We start from the raw sequence: 25,813 nt of genomic DNA on the forward strand, positions 1-25,813 counted from the left end.
CTTTCGGACACACTCATACTTATGAAAAAGCTTTTATACTTCCCTTTACTACTTTCCCTCACCTTTAGCGGCACCGCCTGCCAGCAAGATCATCGGGATGCACAGGAACAGTTCAGGGAGCGGCAAGAAGCTATACTTGAACGCGACGCTGAGCAGGAAGAAGAACTTGATACAGCTGCATATGAGGTAGAAGAATCTACAGCGGAACCTACTGCCCCTGATAAACCAACCACAACAGCCAGCGACAAGGTAGTGGGCGTGAAAGACGGGGATACAGTTGTGCTGTTAAAAAATGGAGAGGAAGTAACGGTAAGACTATTTGGCGTGGATACCCCGGAAAAGAACCAGGCGTTTGGGCAAAGGGCAAAGCAGTTTACCTCAGATTTAGCGTTTGGCAAGCAGGTGCGCCTTATCACGCATAACAAAGACCGCTATGGCCGCACTGTTGGCACTATTATACTTCCTGATGGCCGCAACCTGAACGAAGAACTAATCCGGAACGGCTATGCCTGGCATTATAAAGCCTACTCTAAAGACGTGAACCTGGCTAATGCAGAAGCTGATGCACGTCGCTTTAAGCGTGGCTTATGGGCAGACGCAAACCCAACCGCTCCCTGGGACTTTAGGAAGAACAGAAGCAGCAACACTTCTACGTCTGCTTCAACCACCTCTGCTTCGAGTCCTGTACCAGCAGGCGCCACCAAACGTACGGTATACCTGTGCAACAGCAGCGGTTCAGCAGTATATCACCTCGACAAGTCCTGCTCCGTTTTAAAGCGCTGCAAAGCAGAAGTGTTAACTGTTACAGAGGCCGTTGCCATACGGGAGTATGACAGGCGCGCTGATAAAACCTGCAGCAAATAAATTCTCTTTTCGTACCTTTAGGACCTATAACATCACACACATGAACATCACCCTACTAAAACAGCTTAACGGTAAGTTAAAAGCGTTTGCTATCGTGCTTCTACTTGGCGCAACTACGTTGGCGTGCCAGGAAAACAAAGAGTTGAAAGAAGAAACAAATACAGTTGAGGCATCCGCCACCGAAGCCACTGCAGTAGTGGACAAAAGACCTGCGCCTGAGTTTTTTGTAGTGCCTGCAGAGATGGCCCAAAAACGCGTGTGGATTTGTGAAAACAATACAGCGGATATTTTTCATGTGAAACATGATTGCCCAGTGCTTATTGAGTGTAAGGGCAAAGGCACTTTTCGTAACATGACCTTAGCAAGAGCCATTGAGGACTATGACCGCTACAACTGCCAGACTTGTGCTAAAGATCTGGACTTTATCTATGATGAAGACGCAGTACGCATGGAGACAGGCTTAGGACAGCAATAAACAGCTCAAATCAATAAAGTTTTTGCATCAATATTATCACATATACGAACAAAAAAGGCTCTTCTGTAGAAGAGCCTTTTTTGTTACCTGTGCCCTTGCAGCACCAACAGCGGCACTTCGGCTTGGTATGTCATTTTTTCGGCAAGGCTTTGCGAGAACAAGTTCTTCAGGAAGCCTTTTTCCTTGCGCAGCACAGCCAGTATACTTCCATTCTCGTTTCTGAAATATTTCTTTAGCCCTTCGTCAGCACGGCTGCTTATAACCTCCTGAAAATGCAGCGGCACGCCCTGATAAGCTTGCTTCACTTCATCCCAAAAAGCTTGTGCTTTACCAGACTCATCTGTGCTTCTTTCTTTAACTACGTGCACTACATCTATTGCCGCCCCGAAAATACTGCCTAGTTCAACCACTTTCGCTAGTGCCTCTTTATCACCGGGAGCATAGTCTGTAGCATAAATGATCTTATGAATATCTTGCCATTCTGCGGTGCCTGGTACTGATAGTACCGGGCATTTCACCTCCTCGATAACAGCCTCTGTATTACTTCCAATCAGAAGTTCTTCCATGGTGCTGTCGCAGCCAGTAGTACCCATTACTATCAGGTCGTATCCTTCGTGTTTTGTAAGGTGTTCGGTTACATCAGTTAGCAACGCCTCCTTTAACACAAAGTCACAGGTAAAGTTGCCATCGCGGTTAGCGCCGTGCATGCCCTCGATCTGCCTCACCAACGCATTAAGCTTTTCGCTGGCATCATGCATTTGCTCGCCTAACAGCTCGCTGGCAACCAGGGCGGTTTCGGAGGTATCTACAATAGGCAAGTGCACCACATGTATCAGTGTTAGGTGCGCACCGGCACGCTGGGCAATGTGCGTGGCGTATTCTACGGCTTTACTGGCTGTTTTAGAGAAGTCGGTTGGGCAAAGTATCTTTTTCATGTTTGCAGGCTGTAGCAACTATATTTTAGTTTTCCGATGTATACGTGATACACAAAGGTATAGTATAGATAAAGGGATAAAACTGATAAACCTCAGCCAACTTTACAGCTTTTATCACCTCAAGATGGCTACCTATTAGTGTTCAGTGCCTTTACTTCTTGCCACGTCCAGTTGTATTTCGGCTTTATATGTTGATAGGACTGGGCAAAGTATAAAATCACCTCTTGCTTTAGCTGCTCTACGGGTATAGACGAAGTATAAATCTCCCGCTCTGTTGGATTAGCGTACGTATCTGCTCGGTTCAAATCCTCTCCTCCCAACCTAAGTATAGGCCCGGTCTCTGTAATCGAATCATAGGTCCAGCGGTAACCGGACTGCTCTAGTTGGTTTAACCTTTCAGCGAGGGGTGCCATCGTAATGCGTGGCAGCGTAGGCCTTGAGGCAATGTCTACCCAGGTAGTATACTTATACTCCAGTTCATAGCGGTTCTGCTCGTAGCAGCTCAGCACCATATCAAAGCCTTGTGTGCGGCTGAAAAGAGCATAGTAATGTATGGGGTGCGGCGTCTGGATAATTACCAGCCCGATCTCCGGCTTCCGGATAAGCTTGGTTTCAGGTTTATACATATCGCGGTACCCTAAAAGTACGCTTGCTACCTCATCTTCCCAAGAGCCTTTTTCCCAGTCAGGGTCTTGCAACACACGGCCAAACTCGCGCAGAAAATACTGGAACTTCTTCGTACACTGCTGCACCTCTTTCTCTTCCATCTCGTCGGCTTCAAAAGGCCTGTAAAACAGCTCCTTTTCCTTCGCGTTTATCCAGCACACCAGTTTCAGAGCCTCCCCTGCCAACGGGTGGTTCAGGTCCAGTTCTCTAAAGTCGCCTATCAGAGCCATCTGCCGCAAAAGCTCCTCGTTTTCCAGTGCCCTTTTCGGGTTAAGTAAAGCCCACACCCCCACAAAACCATCGATATCAAAATGATTGGCAGTTACATGAGGCAGGTCTAGCTCGGGTAACTGTTGCCGCATGGCATTCAGTACAATGGCTGCACTGGTATCGTCTTTTATACTTGGCGGTGTTGGTGCTCCTTTCCAGTGCGAAAGCATAAAGCCATTTGCGTGTGTGCTGTCTACAACAATGGCTTTGTACTTTTTAAGGTCGGTAAAAGGGATGTAGGTTCGCTTTTGCATGGATTAAAGGTACACAGAAATATGCGTGCTTTAAAGTATAGCAAGGGGTAAAAAGGCACCTGTAGCTTTTACTATTTCCTGCGTTTGTTTTTGCCCCTACGGTTAGAGATGCGCTCCACCTTCCTATGCTTTACCCACTTTAAGTACTTTTGTAAAGGCTCTGCCTGCTGTAGCAATTCTATGGAGTTGTATTGTTTTGCCAGTTCCTGATTGCTTATACTTAAGTGGATAGTGCTATGACAGGGTTGGCAAAGCTCGGCAGTAGCACCGTAACGTCCCCCTTCTTCGCGGGGTACCAGGTGATGGCGCGAAAGGCTTTGAACTTCACGCCTGCATAGTTCACATACCAGATCTGCCTGTTTTTTTGCCATTGCTACTTACCTCTTTATGGTAAATACAAATTTGGCGCGCTTCGGGTTTAAGCAAAAAGCGGATACCACTACTGTAGCACCCGCTTTGTATATGTAATAAGTAATTCAGATCAATATGAAACGTTGTTCCTGATTTCGTGGGAGTAATAGTTCTTACCAAGCTTCAGGATTTGGAGAGCGTTACGAAGTTCATCTGGTTCAGCGCTTTTTAGCAGATACCCGTGTACCCCCTCTTCCAGTAGTTTCTCAACTAAAGATTCTTCACCGTACATCGAAACAATCAGAATCTTTACTTCCGGAAACTTGCTGATAAGATAACGGGCCGTAGCTATGCCGTCCATCTCGGGCATCTCCAGGTCTAGCATCACTAAATCAGGCAAATTGCTTTCGATCTTCTCAATAAGCTCTGCTCCGTTGCCGGCATCTGCCACAACGTTAATCTCAGGGTATGCCTTCAGTATCTCCATTACACCTTTTCTAAAAAGGGTATGGTCGTCGGCGATGGCAAGTTTAATTGGCTGATATCCCATAATATAGCCTTTAAGTTTGTTTTAAATTTAAGAAATAGGAACAGAAATTTCTGCTTTTGTACCAGAATTTCGGGCAGAATAATAGGCAAAGCTACCATTTAATAAGTTAACTCTGGCATTCAGGTTCATTAATCCGAGGCCCTGGCTACTTTTTTCCTCTGATTTTGCAAGTTTCTCATAATCAAAGCCTACCCCATTATCTGTGTAGGTTAAATATAGCTCTTTTTCGCTGAACTGCAACTCTATCGTAATTTTGCTGGCTTTCGCGTGTTTCAGGGTATTGTTCAATAACTCCTGTACTACACGATAGAGCGATAGCTCCACTTTCGGAGTTATACGCCTGTTGTTATCATTGCAGGTAAATTCCAACTCTGTGCCGGACTCTGCCGGTACAGAGCGTTTCATGGCTTCCAGGGCACGGGGTAATCCCATCTTTTCCAACATCACAGGCATTAAACTATGCGAGATGCGGCGCACATTGCCTATTACATCATCCAGCATACCTTTTATACTTTGCCCTTTTGTCTTATCCTCGAGTGGGGCCACCAACTGGTGCACATTAAGTTTTACCAGTGCCAGCGATGCACCAACATCGTCGTGCAGATCGCGGGCCACGCGGCGGCGTTCCTCTTCCTGTGCCTGTAGGGTGGCATCGAGCACCTGGCGCTGCTTCTGCTCCTGCAACTCGCGCAATTGCACCTGGTGCTGTAACATTCGCCGCTGATACAGGAATACAAATAGAATGATGCCGAACGCCAACGCGAGCAATACGGGAGTGATTATAAGAACAGGCTCTAATGTTTTCATCTGTTTACTGCCCGCTTAAGCACAAATACCAAGCTGACATTGAAAAGTATGTTCAATACAAAAATAATTGCCAGGCACATCCGCGCCGCATCATAAGACTCGGCAAGGGCATCGTTAAAAATACCCCATGACATAGATGTGCCGGCTTTATGGATCAGCAGTCCGCAGCTTAGCAGGAAAATCGGGTCACGATCGAGGTAAGTTATACTTAAATCGTTGCTCACCTTATAGAAGTAGGTAAGCACAATGCCGATAACCAAGGAACTCTCTACCATGCGGGGCATCGAGTTTACTTTAGCAATACCAACACCCAGCGTCGCATCATAAATGCTTACCAGCAATATGATACCGACAGCCACAAGTATACTTCGCTTAATAGCCACTCTTCTGAAACTGTGATAGTATATAGCAGCCAGCGCACTGAACTCTAATGGAATATAAAGGTGCTGTATCCAAAGGTTATTCTTTGTGTGCATTCGCACTGTAATCTGTCCGGCTACCTCCGACATCACTGTTACCAGCAAAAAAAGAAATATAAGCTTGAAAAGTTTGCTCCTGTTACTCGGAAATAAAACAAGACCGGCAATAAAAGGTAAAAGAGGGCTGAAAGAAGAAACTTCTATCAGCCAGGGGTATACTTGCCGTAAAAAGAATTCCATTAACCGTTTAGATCACCTCCTGTGCTACAATCCGGTGGACAAACTTTTGAACTGTCTACAACCAGATCTTCCATATCGTTTCCTTCTGCGTCTGCGCCAACCAGAACAAGTTGCTTCTGCCCTTTCCCGTCGCGGGCGTAGTACATGCGGATGCCCATGCAACCAGGCTGGTCCAACAATTTCTGTAGGATTTCGCGGCCATAAAAGTGTGCTTTAACACTAGCCCCATTTGTTTCTGTATTTGCCCTGCTGCGGTAATTGGCTGTCCATTTTGCCGCCTCAGCGCGGTCTATCGATGCGCCTTCGCTTCCGTTAAAAGTTGCCATTTGTACAATGATGATTAAGGTTGGGATGTAATATAGTAATTTTACTATTGAGTAAAAATATTTCCACTAAATCGCGTTAGTACCTCAGAAACTACTTAATTTAAACAGATGGAAAACGATACGTTATACTTTGAAGCAAACCGCAGCCTCTGGAACCAGAAAACACCGGTGCACCTCCGCTCAGAGTTCTACAACATGCCTGCTTTTATGGCCGGTAAAACATCGCTTAACCAGATCGAGCTGGCAGAGGTGGGGCCTGTAAATGGTAAAAGCATGCTGCACCTGCAGTGCCACTTTGGGCAGGACTCACTTTCATGGGCACGCATGGGAGCCAAAGTTACAGGTATCGATATTTCGGATGAGGCGATAAAACAGGCAAGGGAACTGAACAGTCAGCTGAGCCTGGACGCAACATTTGTACGCTCAAACCTCTACGACCTGAAAGAGAACCTGGAGGGGCAGTTTGACATTGTGTTCACTTCTTACGGCACTATTGGCTGGCTACCGGACCTGGATAAATGGGCTGATATCATAGATCATTTCCTAAAGCCCGGCGGCACCTTTTATATCGCTGAGTTTCATCCGGTGCTGTGGATGTTTGATGACAACTTCAGTGAGATCGTTTACCCATACCACAATACACACGAGCCTATTATCACTGAAACCGAGGGTACTTACGCAGACCGAGAAGCTCCGATAAAACAGAAGGAGTATGGCTGGAACCATGGTTTAGGTGAGGTAATAACGGCACTTATTAGCCGTGGTATTTACCCAGAGTTCCTGCATGAATTCTCCTACTCGCCTTATAACTGCTTTTCGGGCATGGTGCAGGGAGAAGATGGGTATTGGCGCATTAAAGGGCTTGAAAATAAATTGCCAATGGTATACTCTATAAAGGCAATTAAAAGAGGTAACTAATAAACCCCTGCAGGTTAAGGCAATAGAAGCAGCGTGTAGATTTGATTTAACCTTACCCTGAAACACGTTTAATACTTACCGCCGTACAAGTATAAACCGCATTAGATAAACTTTAAAGATGGCCAAGAAATCGTTTAAGGAGTTGATAAGTAGCCCGGGAATGCCTGTTTTAGTAGATTTTTACGCAGACTGGTGTGGCCCGTGCAAAGCCATGAACCCAGTGATACAGCAGGTTGCGAGCCAGTACAACGGCAAATTAAAAGTTGTGAAGGTTAACATCGATAACAACCAAAGCGCAGCCGCACAATTTAGGGTGCAGGGTGTGCCTACGTTTATACTTTTCAGTAAAGGGCAGCAAGTATGGCGGCAGTCCGGAGCTATGCCAGCCCAACAACTAACGCAGGTAATACAGCAGTATATTTAAAGAATAGTTATTGAAGATGAAGATAGCACCTCAGAATCACTCATGATTAATTATTTAGTACTTTAAGTTGTAAAGTAAAAGTAGTTTCGCCGGGTTTCGTGCTAACCCTGATGCTACCGCCATGCTGCTGCATCACCTGCTTAGATAGGCTTAGGCCAATTCCAGACCCCTGCTTTTTAGTAGTATAGAAAGGAATAAATATCTTGTCCAGCACATCTTCTGGTATACCCGGCCCATTGTCCACCACATCAATCCGAAGTTTGTCGCGCTCCATCTCCGGCAGGTAAGTCACTACCTCTACACATGGAGAAGTTTCATTTCTACAGGCTTCCATACCGTTTTTAACCAGGTTGATCAGTACCTGCTCCAACTGTTCCTCATCGGCTAAAATGGTTACTTTTTCATCAGGCAGGTACATTTTAAAGTTCACATGCTGCGCCACCATCTCTGCCTCGAGCAGGCGATTAACGCTACGCAGCAGCTCATTTACTTTTAACGGACGCAGCTCAGGTGCAGGCAGGCGCATCAGGCGGCGATAGTTCTGTACAAAGCTCAGCATGCCTGCGCTTCTTCGCTCTATAGTTTGCAGGCCCGCCTGTATATCTTCCAGCGTTTCTTCCTCTAGCTCCTCCCCTTGTTTATACTTGCCCACTACCTCGCTTTGCACTAAACTGGTAATAGTAGAAGTTAAAGAAATAACGGGTGTAATGGAGTTCATTATTTCGTGGGTAAGCACCCTGATCACCTTCTGCCATGTTTCCAGTTCCTTCTCCTCCAGCTCCGACTGTATATTTTGCAGTGTCACGATTTTAAGGCTGTGCCCCTGCGATATCATTTCGGTTACCTGCACATTAACCAGCAATTCCTCCTGCCCAGCCTGTACAGTTACAAGTGCTTTACCGTGATTGGCAGTGGTCTTTAAAGCTTGCACCAGTTCCGGGCTCACACGATCTAAGGCGTGTATGTGTTGCAGGTACGCTACGTGTAACATATCTTTTACCGCCTGGTTTGCCAGCAGCACGTTTCCGTGCTCATCAAATGTGATAATGCCGACACTAACCTGCTCTACAATGGCCTGCAGGTAATGGTAGTGCGCCTCCTGTTCGGCTTTTATGTGCATAAACGCCTCTGAAATGGCATTAAAGCTCTGATATAGTTTCCGGTAAGAGGAGTTTCTGTTCTGGATGGCAAAACGTTGTGTAAAGTCGGAATGCAGCATGGCCTCTAAAAAACTGCTGATGTCCCGGTTGGTACGCTCTACAAAGTATACCAGATCGTAGATCAGGAACGAGGCTAGCAGTAAAAGGCAGAAAGCGGTAACATACCAATCGGTGCGGTAAATTACCAGCAGGAAGCCTACAATTATTACAACCAGCAGGAGCAGGCGTAAGAGCAGGTTTAACCGAAAGCCACTAAAGCCCATGCTTCTCTATTCTGCGGTAAAGGGCCGTACGGGTAATGCCGAGCTCTTTGGCGGCGTGTGTAATATTTCCGGCGTGTTTTACCAGTGCCTTCTGTACCATCATTTTCTCCAGGCTTTCGAGGGTATGCTCGTCAGCGTTTATACTTGGTTGCGCCTGCTGCTGTTGATTCCCTTGCGATGGCTCGTTCGGGGCCAGGTAAAAATCGTCGGGGTGCAGTTCAGAGCCGTCGCTAAGTATAATGGCCCGCTCCATAGCGTGGTCCAGTTCGCGGATGTTACCTGGCCAGTGGTAATCCTTCAGGCGGCGTAGCGTACTTTCGCTTAATTTTAATCCCGGCCGGTCATATTTCTGGCTGTACACCTGCAAAAAGTGCCTGGCCAGCAGCTCAATGTCTTCGCGGCGTTCGCGCAGAGGTGGCAGGTGTATCTCCACAGTATTTATCCTGTAAAGCAAGTCCTGGCGGAAAGTGCCCTCGCGCACCATATTATACAGCGGCATGTTTGTAGCGCAGATCAGACGGATATCAATCGGTCGTGGTTTATTTGTGCCAAGCCGGATCACCTGCCTGCTTTGCAGTGCCGTTAAAAGTTTTGCCTGCAGCGCCAGCGAAAGGTTTCCTATTTCATCTAAAAACAGTGAGCCCCCGGTAGCTGCCTCAAAGCGGCCGGCACGATCTTCTTTGGCATCGGTAAAGGCTCCTTTGGCATGGCCGAAGAGTTCACTTTCGAAAAGGGTTTCGCTTACAGCACCCAAGTCCACTTTCTCAAAGGCCTTATCAGCTCTTTTTGATTTGCGGTGCAGGGCTCTGGCTGCTACTTCTTTACCAGTTCCGTTTTCGCCAAGTATAAGTACGTTCGCATCGGTGCCAGCCACCTTATCAATAGTCTGGTAAACGCGCTGCATCGCCGGCGACACGCCGATAAACTCATCGTAATGAAAGGTAGCGTTTTGTTTAACTGCTGCCTCTGTGCTACTGTTTCTGTTTTCGCCGATCTTGTTCTGGCAGGCGGTCTTAAGTATGGCAATTAGCTTTTCGTTTTGCCAGGGCTTCAGCACAAAGTCAGAGGCACCCTCTTTTAAGGCACGTACCGCCAGCTCAATATCGCCATAGGCCGTCATGAGTATAACCGTGGTAGCCGGCGACAGATTTTTAATTTGCCTTAGCCAATGAAAGCCTTCTTTACTAGAGGTAGCACCTGTACTGTAGTTCATATCGAGCAGCACCACATCAAACCCATGCTCTTGCAACATACCCGGAATATGATACGGATCAGAGGTGGTGAGTACAGTGGCAAAATGCTGCTTTAGCAGTAGCCTGCCAGCAACCAGAATATCTTCTTCATCATCAACGATCAGTATCTTGCACGGTACTTTACTCATAGTTTATAAGATTTTATAACAAGGCGAAAGTCTGTAAATGTACAGTTTTTTACACAATTCGCTAAAATGCAGTTAAGTATATTTCTAATGTTAAGAAACCGACAATTAAGCTAGTTATACTTACTGTTCGCATGCAGACAGTCAAGTGTTCGGTTTCGGACATAAAAATATCCCACAAGCACAAACAAGCTTTTTAATATACTGATTATCAATACATTAACATTAATGGCACACTTATTGGCATTCCCACTACGGAACTATGAAAACTTTACCTACTGAATTAAACTCTACTATGGATCGCGTAATTGAAAAGAAAAAGTTTACTCCAAAGAAAATTGCCCTTATTGCCGGCGGCGCACTGGTGCTGGTGCTTGTTATCTATAATATCCTTTTTGCCGAGCACACCTCTAAACTGAATGTAGACAGTGAGCGTGTAACTATCGGTAATGTGCAGGAGGGCATGTTCCAGGAGTTTATAGCTGTAGATGGCTCAGTTGATCCATTGAACACATTTTTCCTTGACATTACAGAAGGTGGCCGTGTAGACAAAATTTATACAGATGACGGCCGCATGGTACAAAAAGGCGACACCATTCTAAAGCTGTCAAACACGACGCTGCAAATCGACTTCATGACCCGTGAAACACAGCTGTACGACCTGATGAACGAACGCCAGAACTCGGAGATCACCATGAAGCAGGACCTGATCCGTAAGGAGAACGAACTGGCTGAAATCGATTATAACCTGGCATTGGCAAAACGCAAGTATGACCGCAATAAAATGCTGATTGCCGAGAAAGTGATACCTCAGGAAGAGTTTGAAGCATCTAAAGATGAATACAACTACCTAAGCAAGCGCAAAACCCTAGCCGACCGCTCTGTAAAGCAGGATGCCAAACTAATGGACGATCGCCTGAAGCAGTTGGATGAATCAATCAGACGCATGCAAGCTAACATCAACATGGCCCGCAACACCCTGAACAACCTATATGTAGTAGCCCCTATCACTGGTCAGCTTTCTACCCTTAAAGCAGAAGTAGGTGAATCTAAAGGGCCAGGCGAGAACATCGGACAGATTGACGATATGAACGGCTTCAAGATCAAATCAAGAATCGATCAGCACTACATTTCTAAAGTATACCCAGGCCTGGACGGAACCTTCGATTTTAACGGACAGACTTATAAAGTAAAAGTTGCCAAAGTGTTCCCGGAAGTACAGAACAACACCTTTCAGGTTGACCTTGATTTTGTAGACGGCGCTCCGGAAGGCATTCGCCGTGGCCAGACCTTGCAACTAAAACTGAACCTGAACGACGGTGGCAAAGCGGTACTGATTCCTCGCGGTGGATTTTACCAGAGCACAGGCGGCAATTGGGTTTTCGTGGTAAATAAATCAGGTGATTATGCTGAGAAACGCAGCATTAAACTAGGACGCCAGAACCCGAACTACTATGAAGTACTTGACGGCCTGCAGCCGGGCGAAAAAGTAGTGCTATCGTCTTACGACAGCTACGGCGAGATTGACAGACTTGAACTAAAATAATCGATAATTGTCAGTTGCTGATTGCTTTTCCAGGCTATGAAAACAACAAGCAACCTTAAGCAACTGGCAGTCAAAACACCATTAGTACAAAATAAATTTAAAAATAAACTCAACCTCCAATAAAGAACGGATATGGAAGAACTAGTAATTGACACCAAAAACCTGCAGAAGCGCTACGTTACAGACACTGTTGAAACAACTGCCCTTGCAGGCGTAGATCTTAAAATCGCCAAAGGCGAGTTTGTGGCCATTATGGGCCCGTCGGGTTGCGGTAAGTCTACGTTGCTAAACATACTAGGCATGCTAGACTCACCAAGCGACGGCACCTTTAAGTTTTTGGGCCACGATATCAGCCGTGCCACAGAACGCCAGCGCGCCAAGCTCCGCAAAGAGAACCTGGGTTTCGTATTCCAGAGTTTTAACCTGATCGATGAGTTGACAGTGGAGGAGAACATTGCCCTGCCGCTTGCTTACTTAGGCGTATCTAAAGCCGATACTACGAAAAGAGTGCAGGAGGCAATGGAGCGTATGGGCATCGCGCACCGCCGCAGCCATTTCCCGCAGCAATTGTCAGGTGGTCAGCAGCAGCGTGTGGCTATTGCCAGAGCAACTGTATCAAACCCTGCCCTTATACTTGCCGACGAACCGACAGGTAACCTGGACTCGGTGCATGGCCGTGAGGTGATGACATTGCTATCTGAGCTAAACGATGCAGGCACTACTGTAGTGATGGTTACCCACTCCCCTTCTGATGCTGAATACGCGCACCGTATCGTGAACCTGTTCGACGGCCAGATTGTGACGGAGAACGTGAACGTTAAGCGCCACGCAGCTGAGTTGCTGTAGGGTTATAAGCACGCTCTAAGAGTAATTTTCTATCTATTTCTTCCAAAGATAAAGTTGCTTGTATAGCCTCTGCCGGAGGTATTTGTTTGGTCCGGCAGCGGCTATACTTCAGCTTCACACACAAATAAAACATGAAAAAGAACTTTACGCTTGCCTTACTTTTCTACTGCCTTTGCACTGTAGCAAACACTCAGCCAAAGAAAGATGAAAACCAAGAAGGTTATTTGCATGGCAAAGTATAATCTGCACGGCAGGAAGTTTGTGAGCACTGGCAATGAAAAAGGCCTTTCGAACGAGGATACCATTTTCCACTACTTTCAGGATGGCCAGGTTATAACAGGCAAGTATAAAGGAGGAGCAATTGCGGAAGGCTTTCTGGTTGGCAAACAAACAGCCGACGATGAACTGGAGCTACTCTTCCATTGCATCACTACCGGAAACGAATTAAGAGCCGGACAATCTAAAGGCAAAATAACAGCAGCAACAAACGGACAACTATACCTGAGCTTTAACTGGAACTGGTTAAACGGAGACAACAGTGGTGGCCTCTCATTTTACAAAGAGGTAGAACAAGTATAAACACGCAGACTTAAATCCATTATCAATACGGCAATCATGCTTCAGAATTACATTAAAATAGCGCTCCGTAACCTATACCGCAACAAGGTATACTCAGCTATCAACATAGTTGGACTAGCGATAGGTGTGGCGTCCTGTATGCTTATTTTCCTTTACGTACAGGATGAGCTAAGCTATGAAAGCAATTTTAGTAAGGCTGACCGCATTGTGCGCGTTGTAGGTGAAGTTTCTTTCGAAGGGCAACAAGATAACTTTGCCGTTACCCCCCCGCCACTAGAGCCTGCCCTCCGTAAGTTTTCAGGAGTAGAAACAGTAACTCAGTTTTCGCCAACCAGCAAACAAACTATCTGGTACGACAACCAAAGCTTTACAGAAGACGAACTACTATTTGCCGACAGCGCATTTTTCACTGTTTTTAATTATGAGTTCATAGCCGGTGATCCTGCTACAGCCCTGGATGGCCCTCAGAAAATTGTGCTGACAGAAGAACTTGCTCACAAGCTTTTCGGAGGCACAGAAGATGCCATGGGGAAAGTATTGCAGTTCAGCCGTAACCCCTACACTGTAACAGGTATTTACAAAGACAAAGGTCACACTCATATCCGAGCCAACGGCTTACTTTCACGCGCTACCATCGATAGCAAATTAACTGAAGAAGAATTAAAGAACCTGTGGTTTAACCTAAACCGATATACATACGCCCTATTACCCAACCAAAACAAACTGCCCGAACTCCAGCAGCAGTTAGATGAGTTATCCAGCAACTTCATTAACCCCTGGATTAAAGAGAACCGTCTGAACGCCAAGATGAAGTTTATTGCACAGCCTTTAAAGGACATACACTTCGACCAGCGCTATGTACATGGACTATCGCCATCTGGCAACATGTCTTATGTATATATTTTCGGAGCTGTAGCCATTTTCCTGCTACTGATTGCAAGTATAAATTACATGAACCTGGCCACTGCCAGATCTGCGAAACGCGCTAAAGAAGTGGGTTTACGCAAAGTGGTTGGCGCTGGCCGTAGCCAACTGGTTAGCCAGTTCCTGGGCGAGTCTATACTACTTACACTTATTGCTGTAGTGCTGGCGCTGGGCTTGGTGCAGGTGTTTATTCCTAGCTTTAACTCACTTACCGACAAGAACTTTTCCTCAAACTTCTTCTTTCAGGGCGAGTTCTTATTGCTACTGCTTGCACTTATACTGCTGATAGGTATTGTGGCAGGCAGCTACCCTGCGTTTTTCTTGTCGCGCTTTAAGCCAGCAGATGTGCTTAAGTCTGATAAAATGCCTAAAGGCAGCAGCGCCACCTTACGAAAGGCATTGGTAGTAGTGCAGTTCGGTATATCGCTGATCATGATCATAGGGACTATTGTGGTTTTTGCGCAGATGCGCTTTCTGAAAAATTCAGATCTGGGCTTCCAGAAAGAACAGGTGTTGGTAATAGACGTACCAAGCGGTGACTCCACACTTGTGTCACGGCTACCAGTTATCAAGCAACAGCTACTCCAGAATCCTAATGTGCTGCAGGTTTCCAACTCATACAGCATTCCATCAGAATCTTTAAACCGCACACTGATGCTGGTAGAGCAAGGAGATAAAATGGTGGAGAAAACCATTGACCTCATGGCTATAGATTATGATTTCATCCCGCTGATGGGCATTGAAATGAAAGCAGGCCGTAACTTCTCTAAAGAACACAAAACAGATCAACAGGCTGGGGTTATTATAAACGAAGCAGCTGCCAAATGGCTTGGTTGGGAGGATCCAATCGGTAAAAAAGTGAATACCGGTGACACCACCATTGCTGGCAACCAGGCTCGCATCATAGGTGTGGTAAAAGACTTCCATGTACAGTCACTGCACTCAGAAGTACAACCGCTGGCGTTACAACTGGCACCAGAGTCTCCTGGCTACCTATTAGCACGCATTGCCCCTGAAAACCAGGCCGCCACCATACAATTTGTGGAGCAGCAGTGGCGACAGTTCGATCAGAGACACCCGATGGAGTATTTCTTCATGGATGAGTTCTTTGACAGGCAGTACAAATCTGAGGAGAAGATGCTGACGATATTCGGGTACTTTGCTGCTCTTACCATCTTCATTGCGTGCTTGGGCTTGTTTGGCCTGGCCTCCTTCACAGCCGAGCAACGCACCAAAGAGATTGGCATCCGCAAAGTGCTGGGCTCATCAACCGGAGGTATTGTATTACTACTTTCTAAGGATTTTGCCCTACTGGTACTGGTTGCCATTGCACTGGCAAGTCCGGTAGCCTGGTTCGGCATGAACACCTGGCTGCAGGATTTTGCTTACCGTGTAAACCTGAGCTGGTGGATATTTGTGCTGGCAGGGTTTGTAGCCATGAGTATCGCACTTATCACTGTAAGTGTTCAGGCCGTGAAAGCCGCGTTTCTAGATCCGGTTAATGCACTCAGAACACAATAGATTACGCACCAACTATCCGTTTACACGACCTAACAAATAAAACTATGCTACACAATTATCTGCTCACTTTCTGGAGAATCCTGCTCCGCAACAAGGTCTACACAGGCCTTAACATAGCAGGACTGGCAATCGGTATTTCCTCCTGTATTCTTATTTTATTGTACATACAGGATGAGTTGAGTTACGACAAGCACTTTGACAAAGCTGACCGCATCTACAAAGTCACCAGCTCAATTAGCATGCAGGGCGACAAACAGACAATTAGCACTATACCTTTCCCCTTTGCTTCCACACTAGAGCAGATGTATCCCGATCTTGAAGCTACTGTGAGGCTTCAGGGTATGCCAAAGCAAACAGTTTGGTTTGAAGATAGAATGCTGAATGTGGAAGGTCTGTTTTTTAGTGATGAAACTTTCTTTGATGTTTTCTCACATGATTTTCTACTAGGCAACCCAACTACAGTTCTGCAGGCCCCCAACACCATAGTATTAACCAAAGACATGGCCGAGAAACTTTTCGGGAGTCCGCAGGCTGCCATGGGCAAAGTAATACGCACCAGTAAGCGACCTTTAGAAGTAACAGGGGTAATTGAAAACCCGAAGCAGTCACACCTTAAGTTTACCGGACTAGTTTCCATGACATCTTTTGACAAGGAAGCCATAGCTCAGAAAGAAAAAGCCTGGTACAACTACACAAGCCACACCTATGTTCTGCTAAAAGACCCTAAACAGCAAAGTGAGTTTTACAATGCTGTAAGCGGATTCGGGGGAAGTGTTATGGGGCCGATGTACAAGAAAGACAACCTGAACATTGAAGTAAATTTCTATCCTCATCCTATTACTGAAATACATTTAGGTGAAAGCCTTTCTAATGAGATCACTCCTGCAGGAAACCGTACCAACTTGTACATCTTCGGGTTTGTGGCTGCTTTCGTGCTGTTGATCGCCTCTATTAATTATACAAACTTAGCCACAGCACGAGCCTCGAAGCGTGCACAGGAAGTAGGCCTGCGCAAAACCATTGGCGCAGACAGAAGCCAATTGGTTTGGCAGTTCTTAGGTGAGTCGCTGCTAATGACGCTAATAGCGACAGTACTAGCCTTGGCACTTGTAGAATTCCTGTTGCCAAGCTTTAACTTGCTAACAGATAAAAATATTGACCATTCTACATTGATGTCCAGCCATCTGCTGCTGGCGCTTTTTGCCCTGGTAGTGCTCATCACCGTACTGGCGGGCGGTTATCCGGCTTTCTTCCTTTCTGGCTTTAAACCCATGACAGTGCTGAAATCAAGCAGAATGCCTAACAGCGGCGGAGCAATGTTACGCAAGTCTCTTGTAGTTACGCAGTTTGCCATCTCCATTGCGCTCATCATCTGCACAATTGTAGTGATAAAGCAAATGCACTACCTGAAGAACTCTGACCTTGGCTTTAACAAAGAGCAAGTAATGGTGATCGCTATTCAGCCCGGCGACACAGCTGTTGTAAATCACCTTGCAAGTATAAAAGGTGAACTACTGCAGAACCCTAAAATCACAGAGGTGGCTGCCACTACTTACGTGCCCGGTGATGATATTGGCACCTCGCTCTACCATTTCCCGAACGGCGGTGCTTACGAAGAACGCTCTTTTAACTCTATTTGGGTAGGATTCGGATTTATGGATCTTTTAGGTGCAGAACTAGTTGATGGTCGCTTCTTCAGCGAAGATCACCCTAACGACCTGAACACTGTAATAATTAACGAGGCTACAGCAAAACACCTGAATTGGAAAAACCCTGTGGGCCAAAATATAAGAGCAGGCGATACTGACCTGAAGGTGATTGGTATGGTGAAAGATTTTAACTACCAGTCGCTGCACAATGCAGTTCAGCCTTTGCTCATATTCCCTGCTTCGGGTTGGGCAAAGTATGTCACTGTTCGCCTTTCTCCTGAGGATGTTCGCTCCACCATCTCTTTTGTAGAGGAGAAGTGGGGAGCCTTTGATCAGAAGCATCCAATGGAGTACTACTTCCTGGATGAGCATTTTGATAAACAGTACCGTGCAGAAGAGAAGATGCTGACGGTGTTCGGCTACTTTACATTGCTCACTGTTATTATTGCCTGCATGGGTCTTTTTGGACTCGCGGCCTTCACGGCAGAAGAGCGCAAGAAAGAAATCGGTATTCGCAAAGTATTGGGTAGTTCTGTCTCAGATATCGTTCTGCTCCTCTCCCGCGACTTTGCTGTGCTCGTGCTAATAGCCATTCTAATAGCCTGTCCGGTGGCCTGGTATGGTATGCATATATGGCTACAGGACTTTGCTTATAAAACTGAGCTAAGCTGGATCATGTTTGCGGCTGCCAGCTTTATTGCCTTGGCTGTTGCACTTCTAACGGTCAGCTATCAGGCATTGAAAGCAGCTTCGTTGGATCCAGTAAAGACACTCAGGACACAATAAAAACTAAAGGGGAACCTCCTAATCAACTAAGCCATGCTCAAGAACTACCTGCTCATCTTCTGGCGCAACATGACCCGCAACAAGGTATATGCTGCCATTAACATCACCGGCCTTGCCATCGGCATTGCCTCCTGCATACTTATTTACCTGTATGTGCAGCACGAGCTAAGCTACGATAAGTACTTTACCAAACACGATAGAATTTACCGCGTGGTAAACAACCTTATTGTAGAGGATGAGGTGGAAAAAGCATCGGTAACACACGCTGCCCTTGCACCAGGGCTTGCTGCCGATTTTCCGGAGATAGAGACAGCGTTGCGCATGATCAACAGAAACAAGCAGGTATTGCGCCTTGATGAAAAAGCTATTACTATAGAGCATGCTTTTTGGGCAGACAGTAACTACTTCGAGGTTTTTGATTACAAGCTTTTAGAAGGTGACCCAAAAGCAGTATTGCAGGAGCCGAACACCATGGCACTCTCCAAGGACGTGGCAGCCAAGTTTTTCGACGACCCGATGAAAGCCATGTACAGCACCTTCCGTATTGGTAGCCAGTCGTACAAAGTAACCGGCATTTTTGAGCCTGTTGATGCAGCTCATATGAAACCAAACGTGCTTACATCCATGAGCACATTACCGGCAGAAGTACGCCAAAACTTTAAATCGAACTGGTTTGGCACCAACAGTTATACTTATGTATTGCTTAGCGACAGTAAAGCAGCAGCAGGCTTGCAGGCGAAACTTCCGGACTTTGTTAAAAAACGAATTTCACCTGCACGGGGCAACACAACAGAGCGCGTAGAATTACACTTGCAGGCACTTACGGATATCCACCTGAACACTGATTACCTTTGGGAGGCATTTCCGGTAGGCAAAAAATCATACATCTATATTTTCTCATTTGTCGGCATCTTTATACTTCTGATCGCAAGCATAAACTACATGAACCTGGCTACAGCGCGCTCTGTAAAACGCGCCAAAGAAGTAGGCTTACGCAAAGTGGTAGGCGCCGACAGATCGCAGTTGATACTGCAATTCCTAAGCGAATCCATCTTACTTACCGTGTTTTCAGTTTTTGTAGCACTGCTGTTAGTGGAGCTGATGTTACCAACATTTAACAGCCTCTCCGATAAAAACATAGCATCCAATTATTTTCTGGAGCCTATTTTTGCAGCTTCCATACTAGGCATCGCTTTACTCATCGGTTTAATATCGGGCAGCTATCCGGCTTTGGTTCTCTCCCATTTTAAGCCTGCAGATGTACTGAAGGGTTCCACCACACCGAACAGTGGCAGCGCAGTTTTACGAAAAGGCCTGGTTGTGTTGCAGTTTACCATTTCACTGGTGCTAATCATCGGAACCATTATAGTTTACAGCCAGATGCACTACTTAAAAAGTCAGGATCTTGGCTTTACAAAAGAACAGGTGTTAGTGGTAGATATTCCTAGCGGCGATACAACCATTGTAAACCAGATGCCGGTAATAAAAGAGCAGCTTCTCAAGAACCCTAAGATAACAGAGGCAACTACTACAGTCATGATCCCAGGTGAGACCACTGGCGTAATCATATTTGATGTGGAGCGCAACGGTACAATGGCTGAGAAAACCATGAACACCATTTTCGTGGACTACGAGTTCCTGGATTTGATGGACATCAACCTGAAGGCAGGCAGAAACTTCTCCAAAGAAATTGCCACAGACCAAGAAAACGGTTTTATTTTAAATGAAGCTGCAGCAAATGTACTTGGCTGGGCCGACCCGATTGGCAAGCGCATCGGCTTTTCAGATACCACTGCAGGCAGAGTAGTGGGCGTGGTAAAAGACTTTAACTATACTTCGCTGCATAGCCCGATAGAACCGCTCGTGATTATGCTGGCCCCACAGAATAACGGTTACCTGATGGCACGTGTCTCGCCGAACGGTATAACCGAAGCCATGGACCACATGCAGGAAACCTGGTCTAAGTTCGCGCCATCTCACCCTATGGATTACTTCTTTTTGGACGAGAGCTTTAATAAACAATACCGCGCTGAAGAAAAGATGCTGACGATTTTCGGATACTTTTCACTGCTTACCATTATCATTGCCTGTATGGGTTTATTTGGCCTGGCTTCTTTTACAGCCGAGCAACGCACCCGCGAGATAGGCATCCGCAAAGTGTTGGGCAGCTCTGTGTCTGGTATCGTGATGCTGCTAACCAAAGATTTTGCCTTGCTGGTTATGGTAGCTATAGTGCTGGCCAGCCCTATTGCCTGGTACGGCATGCAGCAGTGGCTACAGGACTTCGCCTACCGCACGCCTATCAGTGCCTGGGTGTTTGTAGCGTCCGGTCTGGTTGCCTTGTGCCTGGCTATTGTAACGGTAAGCTTTAAAGCGGCACGCGCCGCCATGACAGATCCTGTAAAAGCCCTACGGACTGAATAAAAGAGTATTTGTTGTTTGTTTAATGTGAATGCTTTTAGGGGGGCAATGAAATATTTGCCCCCCTTAGGCAACCGCTAAACCAAACATAACATCATATAAGCGTGCAACTTACACTTTGAAAGACATGAACATATCTTTACCAAAAGTTTTGATTCTTTCTCTGCTTGGGTTCCTGCTTTTAAGTTTGATTGGGGCTCAGGCACAAGACTCCTATACCATAACTGTGGAGGATGTAAGCGATAGAAAGGTAAGAGTTGAGGCAACGCTGTATCCGAAGAACGATACCCTGCTCATGAGCCCCTACGGAGCCACGAATTTAAAAGACGGCTGTGCTACTTTCGTTAAAAACGTATCTGCAAAAACCAGCTCAGGAGAACAAATTGGTATCAGTCAACTAGATAATGGAGTTTTTGTACTTGATAATGCTAGCAAAAGCAAAAAGGTACATCTCAGCTACATCGTAAATATGCAGCATGAGAAACAGAAGTGGCCATTCGGATATAAAGAGGCAGCTTATGTGAATAATGAGATGCTGATGGCCACCGGTAATGCTCTTTTTATAACCAGGTTAGATGTAGATAGTGCCACTATAAATTTTAAGCTTAAAAAGCCTTATAAAGTAGCCAATGCTTGGAAACAGACTGCGCCAGCCTCTTATGTTGCAAAAGGTGCAGAAGAATTGGTATGGACGGTGCTCGCAATCGGAAACTTCAACCTATCAGAAATCCAGACAGGAAAAACAAAGATACTGCTGGCCTATAGCAACGAACTATCACCATCAAAAAAACTGGTTGAGTCCACCATCAGAAAAGCTGTTAAGAAGTATGAAAGCATTTATGGAGGTTCTCCTTCCAGGCAGCCGTCTGCCCCAGACAAGTACCTGTATGTAATGAACGTTGACAGCTCCTATGTGGGAGGTGGTGCTGCTTTTACAAATTCCATCAGCATACTTCTTAATGCTGCACCAGCACATACAAAAAAAGCAGGCACTACATCATGGCATCACATCCTGGTACACGAGATCGGGCACTTATGGAATGGACGGTCTTTAAAGACAGGCGAAAGCACGGAGTGGTTTAACGAAGGGTTTACTGATTATTTAGCTTATAGAGTGGAGCATGAATTGGGGCTGTTCAATAAGAGTGAGTGGGAAGAAATGCTATCGCAAAAGCAAGCGGAGTACAACAAGGCAAGAGAAAAAAATAAGGTTACGTTGGCAGCAGCCGGCAAAGACAAAGGCCACAACTATGATATTATTTACAGTGGGGGCCTTTTTCTCGCACACAAGCTGAATACAGAAATAAAGAAGGCGACAAAGACCAAAAAAGACCTAAGTGATTTCATGCAGAATATGTATGCAGCCTTTTCGTCTAAAGATAAACCCATTGGTAATAAAGACATCAAGTTAATTGCCGAACAGGCATGCTCCTGTAACCTTGACAATCTATTTCTAGAGGTAACAGATCAGAAACTCTCCAACAAGATTGAATAGAGTATTTATAGTTCTAAAAGACACTTTCAAACCCATCAATATGAAAAAGGCATTCTCCATTCTATTTGCAGCAACTGTTGCCTGTACGGCAGCTAAGGCAGTATCACTGCCCACCATTTCCTACAATGATGCAGTAAATTTCTCTTCAGCTATACAAGACACCACCAAATCCAAGAAGTCTAAAAACCATGTGGAGATCAGCTCTAACAATGGAGAAAGTAAGGGCAACTTTATCTACATAAACAATGGCACGCACGAAGAGATAAAGTATAACGGCACCATTACGCTTACCAATGACAACAGAGATGTAAAAAGCATATCTCCGGATGGCTACCTCCGCTATGAGAAGAAAGAGAATGGTGTTGCTCGCAAACTGGAAATTGAAAGTGACAAAAGCGGCAACCTTACCCGCAAATATTATGAAGCTGGCAAACAGGTAGCTTATGAGCCTGCAGGCAAGCAATGGCTGCAGCTGGTAATGCCGGAGATCATTATTAAAACAGGAATTGGCCTGGAAGCTATACTAGAGGAGGCGTACAAGAAAAATAGTGCCAAAGGAGTATTGGCGGAAGCAGACAGAACCACCAGTGACAGCAACAGATCAAAGATCATAAGATACCTGTTGGCACAGCCCAACCTGCCAGCAAACGACGTGAAACTGGCACTGGAGTATGCAGGCAAAAACACGAACTCTGATTATGAGCTTGGCAAGCTTTTACGACAGATTCCATCTTCCTATTTGGCAAAAGATGACATTGCAACTGCTTACCTGCAGGCCGCCCAGAAAATTTCGTCAGACTATGAAATGCGCAAGGCTTTGTCGCACATACTTACTGTAGGCGAATTAAGTAACAGTTCAACAGGCATGGCCATAAAAGCGCTTTCATCTATTTCGTCAGACTACGAGAAGAGCAAGGTAATACAGCAACTGGCCGAGCAAAAGAGTTTCCTCGCTGACAACTATAAAGCCACCTTTGCTGTGATCAACAGCATTTCATCGGATTATGAAAAGGCAAAATCGATCAGCAGTATACTGAGCAAGCAGAAGCTCTCGGAGGCACAGTACCAATCCTTATTTCCAGTGGTTACCAGCATTAGCTCCGACTATGAGAAGAGCAAGGTGCTGCGCAACATGGCTGCACGAATACCGTCAAATGCCACTGCTCTGCACGAAGACTACAGAAAAGCAGCCAAAACTATCAGTTCTGAATACGAATACAAAAAAGCCATGGAGGCGCTGAACTAGCGTTTATCTACAAAATCAGGAGGCTGGTCGAAAACAGGAGTAGTAGGCTTATCTAAAATGCTACATTAGAGTAAATAGTAATGGCTAGCTGTATTCCAGTAGTTAATATGCTGTAACAGTAAAAATAAAAAGGGAACAATGAGCACAAAAGCATTTGACTTCTTCCGTCGCCACAGCGCTTATGGAGCCCTTTTTATCAGGCTGGCTATTGGAGTGTTTATAATTTATGGGGTGCAGGATAACGTTTTCAGTTGGGCAAGGATGTTGGAGTTCAGAGATTTTCTGAACGAGCGCGGAGTACCTTACCCACTCGTTGCAGCCCATTTATCGGTGTATGTACAGTTTATCTGTGGTATACTTTTATTGGTAGGCGGTGCTGTACGCTTAGCAGGCTTGTTCCTGATCCTAAACTTTACAGCAGCCATTTTTATTGCGCATATCGGGCAGACTTTCCCGCAGTACTACCCGGCAGCACAATTGATTGCTGTTGGCTTTTATTTTTTGTTTAACGGTGCAGGCCCAGTGTCCTTAGATGCTTACTTCAGCCGGAAACGAGCACAAAGTATAGATCGTACGTTACCAGTTAATGCATGATACTAGCTTTATAAAAATATACGATGTTGCTAAAAAAGACCATACTCCTGCTTAGTCTTGGGCTGAGCCTCACTTTAACCGGTAATGTTGCTGCACAGCAGCGCCAGACCGATAAGTATAACGTTACCGTAGACCTTACGCAGGTAAAGGATGACAAAGTACAGGTAACACTGCAACCGCCGCAGCTAAAAACGAACGAAGTAATTTACAATATTCCCAAAGTTGTGCCCGGTACTTATTCTGTATCAGATTTCGGCAGGTTTGTAACAGACTTTAAGGCGCTGGATAAAAACGGAAATGCCTTGGCCGTAGAGCAACTTGATACCAACCGCTGGAAGATCAGCAACGCAAACAAACTGGCAAAGATCACTTATTGGGTTGATGACACCTTTGATGCTGATGTGCGGGAAAATGCAGTGTTTGAACCCGGTGGAACGAACATCGAAGCAGACAAGAATTTCCTGATAAACCCCTTTGGCTTTATCGGTTATTTTGATGGCATGAAGCAGGTGCCGTACGAATTAAACGTTACCAAGCCAGAAGGATTTTATGGCGCTACGCCGCTTATCGCCACATCCAGCACGGCCACTAAAGATACGTACCAGGTGCCAAACTATGTGGAGCTGGCCGATTCGCCGTTGATGTATAACCGCCCCGATACAACTGTCCTGAATTTAGGAAATACCGAAGTACTTGTTTCAGTATACTCTCCGTCGGGCCGCGTTACTTCCAAGCCTATTGCCGCCAACGTGCGCGATATACTGGAGGCACAGCGTAAATACCTGGGTGGCACCTTGCCAGTAGATAAGTATGCGTTCCTGATTTATGTGCCGGAGCGTGTGGGCAAAACCGGTTCTTACGGAGCATTGGAGCATTCTTACTCCTCAGTATACTTTTTACCGGAAATGCCCGCCGAGCAGTTTAGCTCCACCATCCGTGATGTGGCTGCCCATGAGTTTTTCCATATCGTAACGCCACTCAACATCCATTCCGAAGAGATAGGCAACTTCGACTTCATCAACCCAAAAATGTCGAAGCACCTGTGGTTGTATGAGGGGGTAACTGAATATTTCGCTTCGCATGTGCAGGCGCACCAAGGCCTGTACGACCTGGATACTTACTTGCAAAAATTACGCGAGTACATTGCCGCATCCAGAGAGTACTACAACGATACGCTGCCATTTACCGTGATGAGTGCCGAAGTGCTGGACAAGTATGAGAAACAGTATTCAAATGTGTACCAGAAAGGGCCACTGATTGGATTGGTACTGGATATCAAACTGCTGGAACAAAGCCAGGGCAAGTATGGCCTGCGCAACCTGATGCAAGACCTTTCCAAGACCTACGGCAAAGAAAAATCCTTTAAAGACGAGGAGCTTTTCGATAAAATAGCAGAACTGACCTATCCTGGAATCAGGGAGTTTTTTGCAAAGCATGTGGAGGGGCCACAGCCGCTGCCACTAGAAGAAACTTTCCGAAAGGTAGGTATCATCTATGAACCTGTGGCTACCCAGACCATTGTATCATACGGTGGGTTTACCCCGGGCTTTGACAGGGATAACAACAAAATAATTGTTGCCGAAACCTCTGAAATGGATGCTTTTGGTAAGCAAATGGGCTTTAAGGAAGGTGACCAGTTACTAAAGTTCAACGGCACCAACATCACCCCCGACAACATACGTGATTTGATTGCCGACACGCTGCAAGCCATGAAACCTGGCGAGCCTATTACCATAACTGTCGGCCGCAAAAACAAGCGAGGGAAAATTAAGGAAACAAAGCTGAAGGGAACCATTACACCCATAGAAAGGCAGGCCATCCATGTGCTGGAGCCAGACCCTAACGCTACCCAGCAGCAGAAAGCCCTTCGTGCTGCCTGGCTTAACGAAGAAGTATAAATTACAGC

Annotated in this window: 23 protein-coding genes; 14 read left to right on the forward strand and 9 right to left on the reverse strand. The window is 45.9% G+C overall.

Annotated elements, in window-relative coordinates; genetic code table 11:
• The first annotated feature begins 21 nt into the window (after positions 1–21).
• Both H8S84_RS07425 and H8S84_RS07430 read left to right on the forward strand, forming a co-directional pair.
• Complete coding sequence (locus H8S84_RS07425) at positions 22–864, forward strand: thermonuclease family protein (RefSeq protein WP_187066590.1); 843 nt, start codon at positions 22–24, stop codon at positions 862–864.
• A gap of 40 nt (positions 865–904) precedes the next feature.
• The gene (locus H8S84_RS07430; protein WP_187066591.1) at positions 905–1,339 is read left to right on the forward strand and encodes a hypothetical protein; all 435 of its coding nucleotides are present in this window, start codon (positions 905–907) and stop codon (positions 1,337–1,339) included.
• Between the two features lie 83 nt (positions 1,340–1,422).
• On the opposite strand, the gene H8S84_RS07435 is transcribed toward H8S84_RS07430, so the two are convergent.
• The 7 genes from H8S84_RS07435 to H8S84_RS07465 all read right to left on the reverse strand — a co-directional run bounded on the left by H8S84_RS07435 (position 1,423) and on the right by H8S84_RS07465 (position 6,157).
• Positions 1,423–2,274 carry a universal stress protein gene (locus H8S84_RS07435; RefSeq protein ID WP_187066592.1) on the reverse strand — a complete coding sequence of 284 codons (852 nt, stop codon included), beginning with the start codon at positions 2,272–2,274 and terminating at the stop codon, positions 1,423–1,425.
• Between the two features lie 128 nt (positions 2,275–2,402).
• Positions 2,403–3,464 carry a DUF6687 family protein gene (locus H8S84_RS07440; protein WP_187066593.1) on the reverse strand — a complete coding sequence of 354 codons (1,062 nt, stop codon included), beginning with the start codon at positions 3,462–3,464 and terminating at the stop codon, positions 2,403–2,405.
• 71 nt (positions 3,465–3,535) lie between these two features.
• Positions 3,536–3,835, reverse strand: a complete 300-nt coding sequence (locus H8S84_RS07445) for an HNH endonuclease (RefSeq protein ID WP_187066594.1) — start codon at positions 3,833–3,835, stop codon at positions 3,536–3,538.
• Between the two features lie 110 nt (positions 3,836–3,945).
• Complete coding sequence (locus tag H8S84_RS07450; RefSeq protein ID WP_187066595.1) at positions 3,946–4,365, reverse strand: response regulator; 420 nt, start codon at positions 4,363–4,365, stop codon at positions 3,946–3,948.
• Between the two features lie 27 nt (positions 4,366–4,392).
• Positions 4,393–5,172, reverse strand: a complete 780-nt coding sequence (locus tag H8S84_RS07455; protein ID WP_187066596.1) for a sensor histidine kinase — start codon at positions 5,170–5,172, stop codon at positions 4,393–4,395.
• Entirely contained in the window at positions 5,169–5,831 is a 663-nt protein-coding gene (locus tag H8S84_RS07460) for a hypothetical protein (RefSeq protein WP_187066597.1), read from the reverse strand. Before H8S84_RS07460 ends, H8S84_RS07455 begins: the two co-directional genes overlap by 4 nt.
• Positions 5,831–6,157 carry a hypothetical protein gene (locus H8S84_RS07465; protein WP_187066598.1) on the reverse strand — a complete coding sequence of 109 codons (327 nt, stop codon included), beginning with the start codon at positions 6,155–6,157 and terminating at the stop codon, positions 5,831–5,833. The genes H8S84_RS07460 and H8S84_RS07465 overlap by 1 nt, the downstream gene beginning before the upstream one ends.
• A gap of 108 nt (positions 6,158–6,265) precedes the next feature.
• Here H8S84_RS07465 and H8S84_RS07470 point away from each other — a divergent pair, with 108 nt between their 5' ends.
• Positions 6,266–7,075 carry a class I SAM-dependent methyltransferase gene (locus tag H8S84_RS07470; RefSeq protein ID WP_187066599.1) on the forward strand — a complete coding sequence of 270 codons (810 nt, stop codon included), beginning with the start codon at positions 6,266–6,268 and terminating at the stop codon, positions 7,073–7,075.
• A gap of 118 nt (positions 7,076–7,193) precedes the next feature.
• Positions 7,194–7,499: a thioredoxin gene (trxA, locus tag H8S84_RS07475; protein WP_187066600.1), complete on the forward strand. Its 306-nt coding sequence runs from the start codon at positions 7,194–7,196 to the stop codon at positions 7,497–7,499.
• Between the two features lie 46 nt (positions 7,500–7,545).
• Here trxA and H8S84_RS07480 read toward each other — a convergent pair whose 3' ends face one another.
• Both H8S84_RS07480 and H8S84_RS07485 read right to left on the reverse strand, forming a co-directional pair.
• A complete protein-coding gene (locus tag H8S84_RS07480; protein WP_187066601.1) occupies positions 7,546–8,922 on the reverse strand; it encodes a sensor histidine kinase in 1,377 nt (458 codons plus the stop codon).
• Entirely contained in the window at positions 8,912–10,303 is a 1,392-nt protein-coding gene (locus H8S84_RS07485) for a sigma-54-dependent transcriptional regulator (protein WP_187066602.1), read from the reverse strand. Before H8S84_RS07485 ends, H8S84_RS07480 begins: the two co-directional genes overlap by 11 nt.
• A gap of 259 nt (positions 10,304–10,562) precedes the next feature.
• On the opposite strand from H8S84_RS07485, the gene H8S84_RS07490 reads away from it, so the two are divergent.
• From H8S84_RS07490 to H8S84_RS07535, 10 genes are all read left to right on the forward strand, one after another.
• Positions 10,563–11,846 (forward strand): efflux RND transporter periplasmic adaptor subunit, encoded by a 1,284-nt coding sequence (locus tag H8S84_RS07490; protein WP_230407066.1) that lies wholly within the window; start codon positions 10,563–10,565, stop codon positions 11,844–11,846.
• A gap of 132 nt (positions 11,847–11,978) precedes the next feature.
• Positions 11,979–12,692 (forward strand): ABC transporter ATP-binding protein, encoded by a 714-nt coding sequence (locus tag H8S84_RS07495; RefSeq protein ID WP_187066603.1) that lies wholly within the window; start codon positions 11,979–11,981, stop codon positions 12,690–12,692.
• A gap of 204 nt (positions 12,693–12,896) precedes the next feature.
• A complete protein-coding gene (locus tag H8S84_RS07500) occupies positions 12,897–13,271 on the forward strand; it encodes a hypothetical protein (protein ID WP_230407067.1) in 375 nt (124 codons plus the stop codon).
• A gap of 36 nt (positions 13,272–13,307) precedes the next feature.
• A complete protein-coding gene (locus tag H8S84_RS07505) occupies positions 13,308–15,716 on the forward strand; it encodes an ABC transporter permease (RefSeq protein WP_187066604.1) in 2,409 nt (802 codons plus the stop codon).
• Between the two features lie 44 nt (positions 15,717–15,760).
• The gene (locus H8S84_RS07510) at positions 15,761–18,151 is read left to right on the forward strand and encodes an ABC transporter permease (RefSeq protein ID WP_187066605.1); all 2,391 of its coding nucleotides are present in this window, start codon (positions 15,761–15,763) and stop codon (positions 18,149–18,151) included.
• A 33-nt stretch (positions 18,152–18,184) separates the two neighbouring features.
• Positions 18,185–20,575, forward strand: coding sequence for an ABC transporter permease (locus H8S84_RS07515; RefSeq protein ID WP_187066606.1), 2,391 nt, complete (start codon positions 18,185–18,187; stop codon positions 20,573–20,575).
• A gap of 124 nt (positions 20,576–20,699) precedes the next feature.
• Positions 20,700–22,067 carry a M61 family metallopeptidase gene (locus H8S84_RS07520; RefSeq protein ID WP_187066607.1) on the forward strand — a complete coding sequence of 456 codons (1,368 nt, stop codon included), beginning with the start codon at positions 20,700–20,702 and terminating at the stop codon, positions 22,065–22,067.
• Positions 22,068–22,107: 40 nt separating this feature from the next.
• Positions 22,108–23,313, forward strand: a complete 1,206-nt coding sequence (locus H8S84_RS07525; RefSeq protein ID WP_187066608.1) for a hypothetical protein — start codon at positions 22,108–22,110, stop codon at positions 23,311–23,313.
• A 138-nt stretch (positions 23,314–23,451) separates the two neighbouring features.
• Complete coding sequence (locus H8S84_RS07530) at positions 23,452–23,907, forward strand: DoxX family protein (protein WP_187066609.1); 456 nt, start codon at positions 23,452–23,454, stop codon at positions 23,905–23,907.
• A 23-nt stretch (positions 23,908–23,930) separates the two neighbouring features.
• On the forward strand, positions 23,931–25,805 hold the full coding sequence (locus tag H8S84_RS07535; RefSeq protein WP_187066610.1) for a M61 family metallopeptidase: 1,875 nt from the start codon (positions 23,931–23,933) through the stop codon (positions 25,803–25,805).
• The last annotated feature ends 8 nt before the right edge of the window (positions 25,806–25,813 follow it).

The organism is Pontibacter cellulosilyticus, from assembly GCF_014306105.1.
In the GTDB taxonomy this organism is placed as follows: Bacteria; Bacteroidota; Bacteroidia; order Cytophagales; family Hymenobacteraceae; genus Pontibacter; species Pontibacter cellulosilyticus.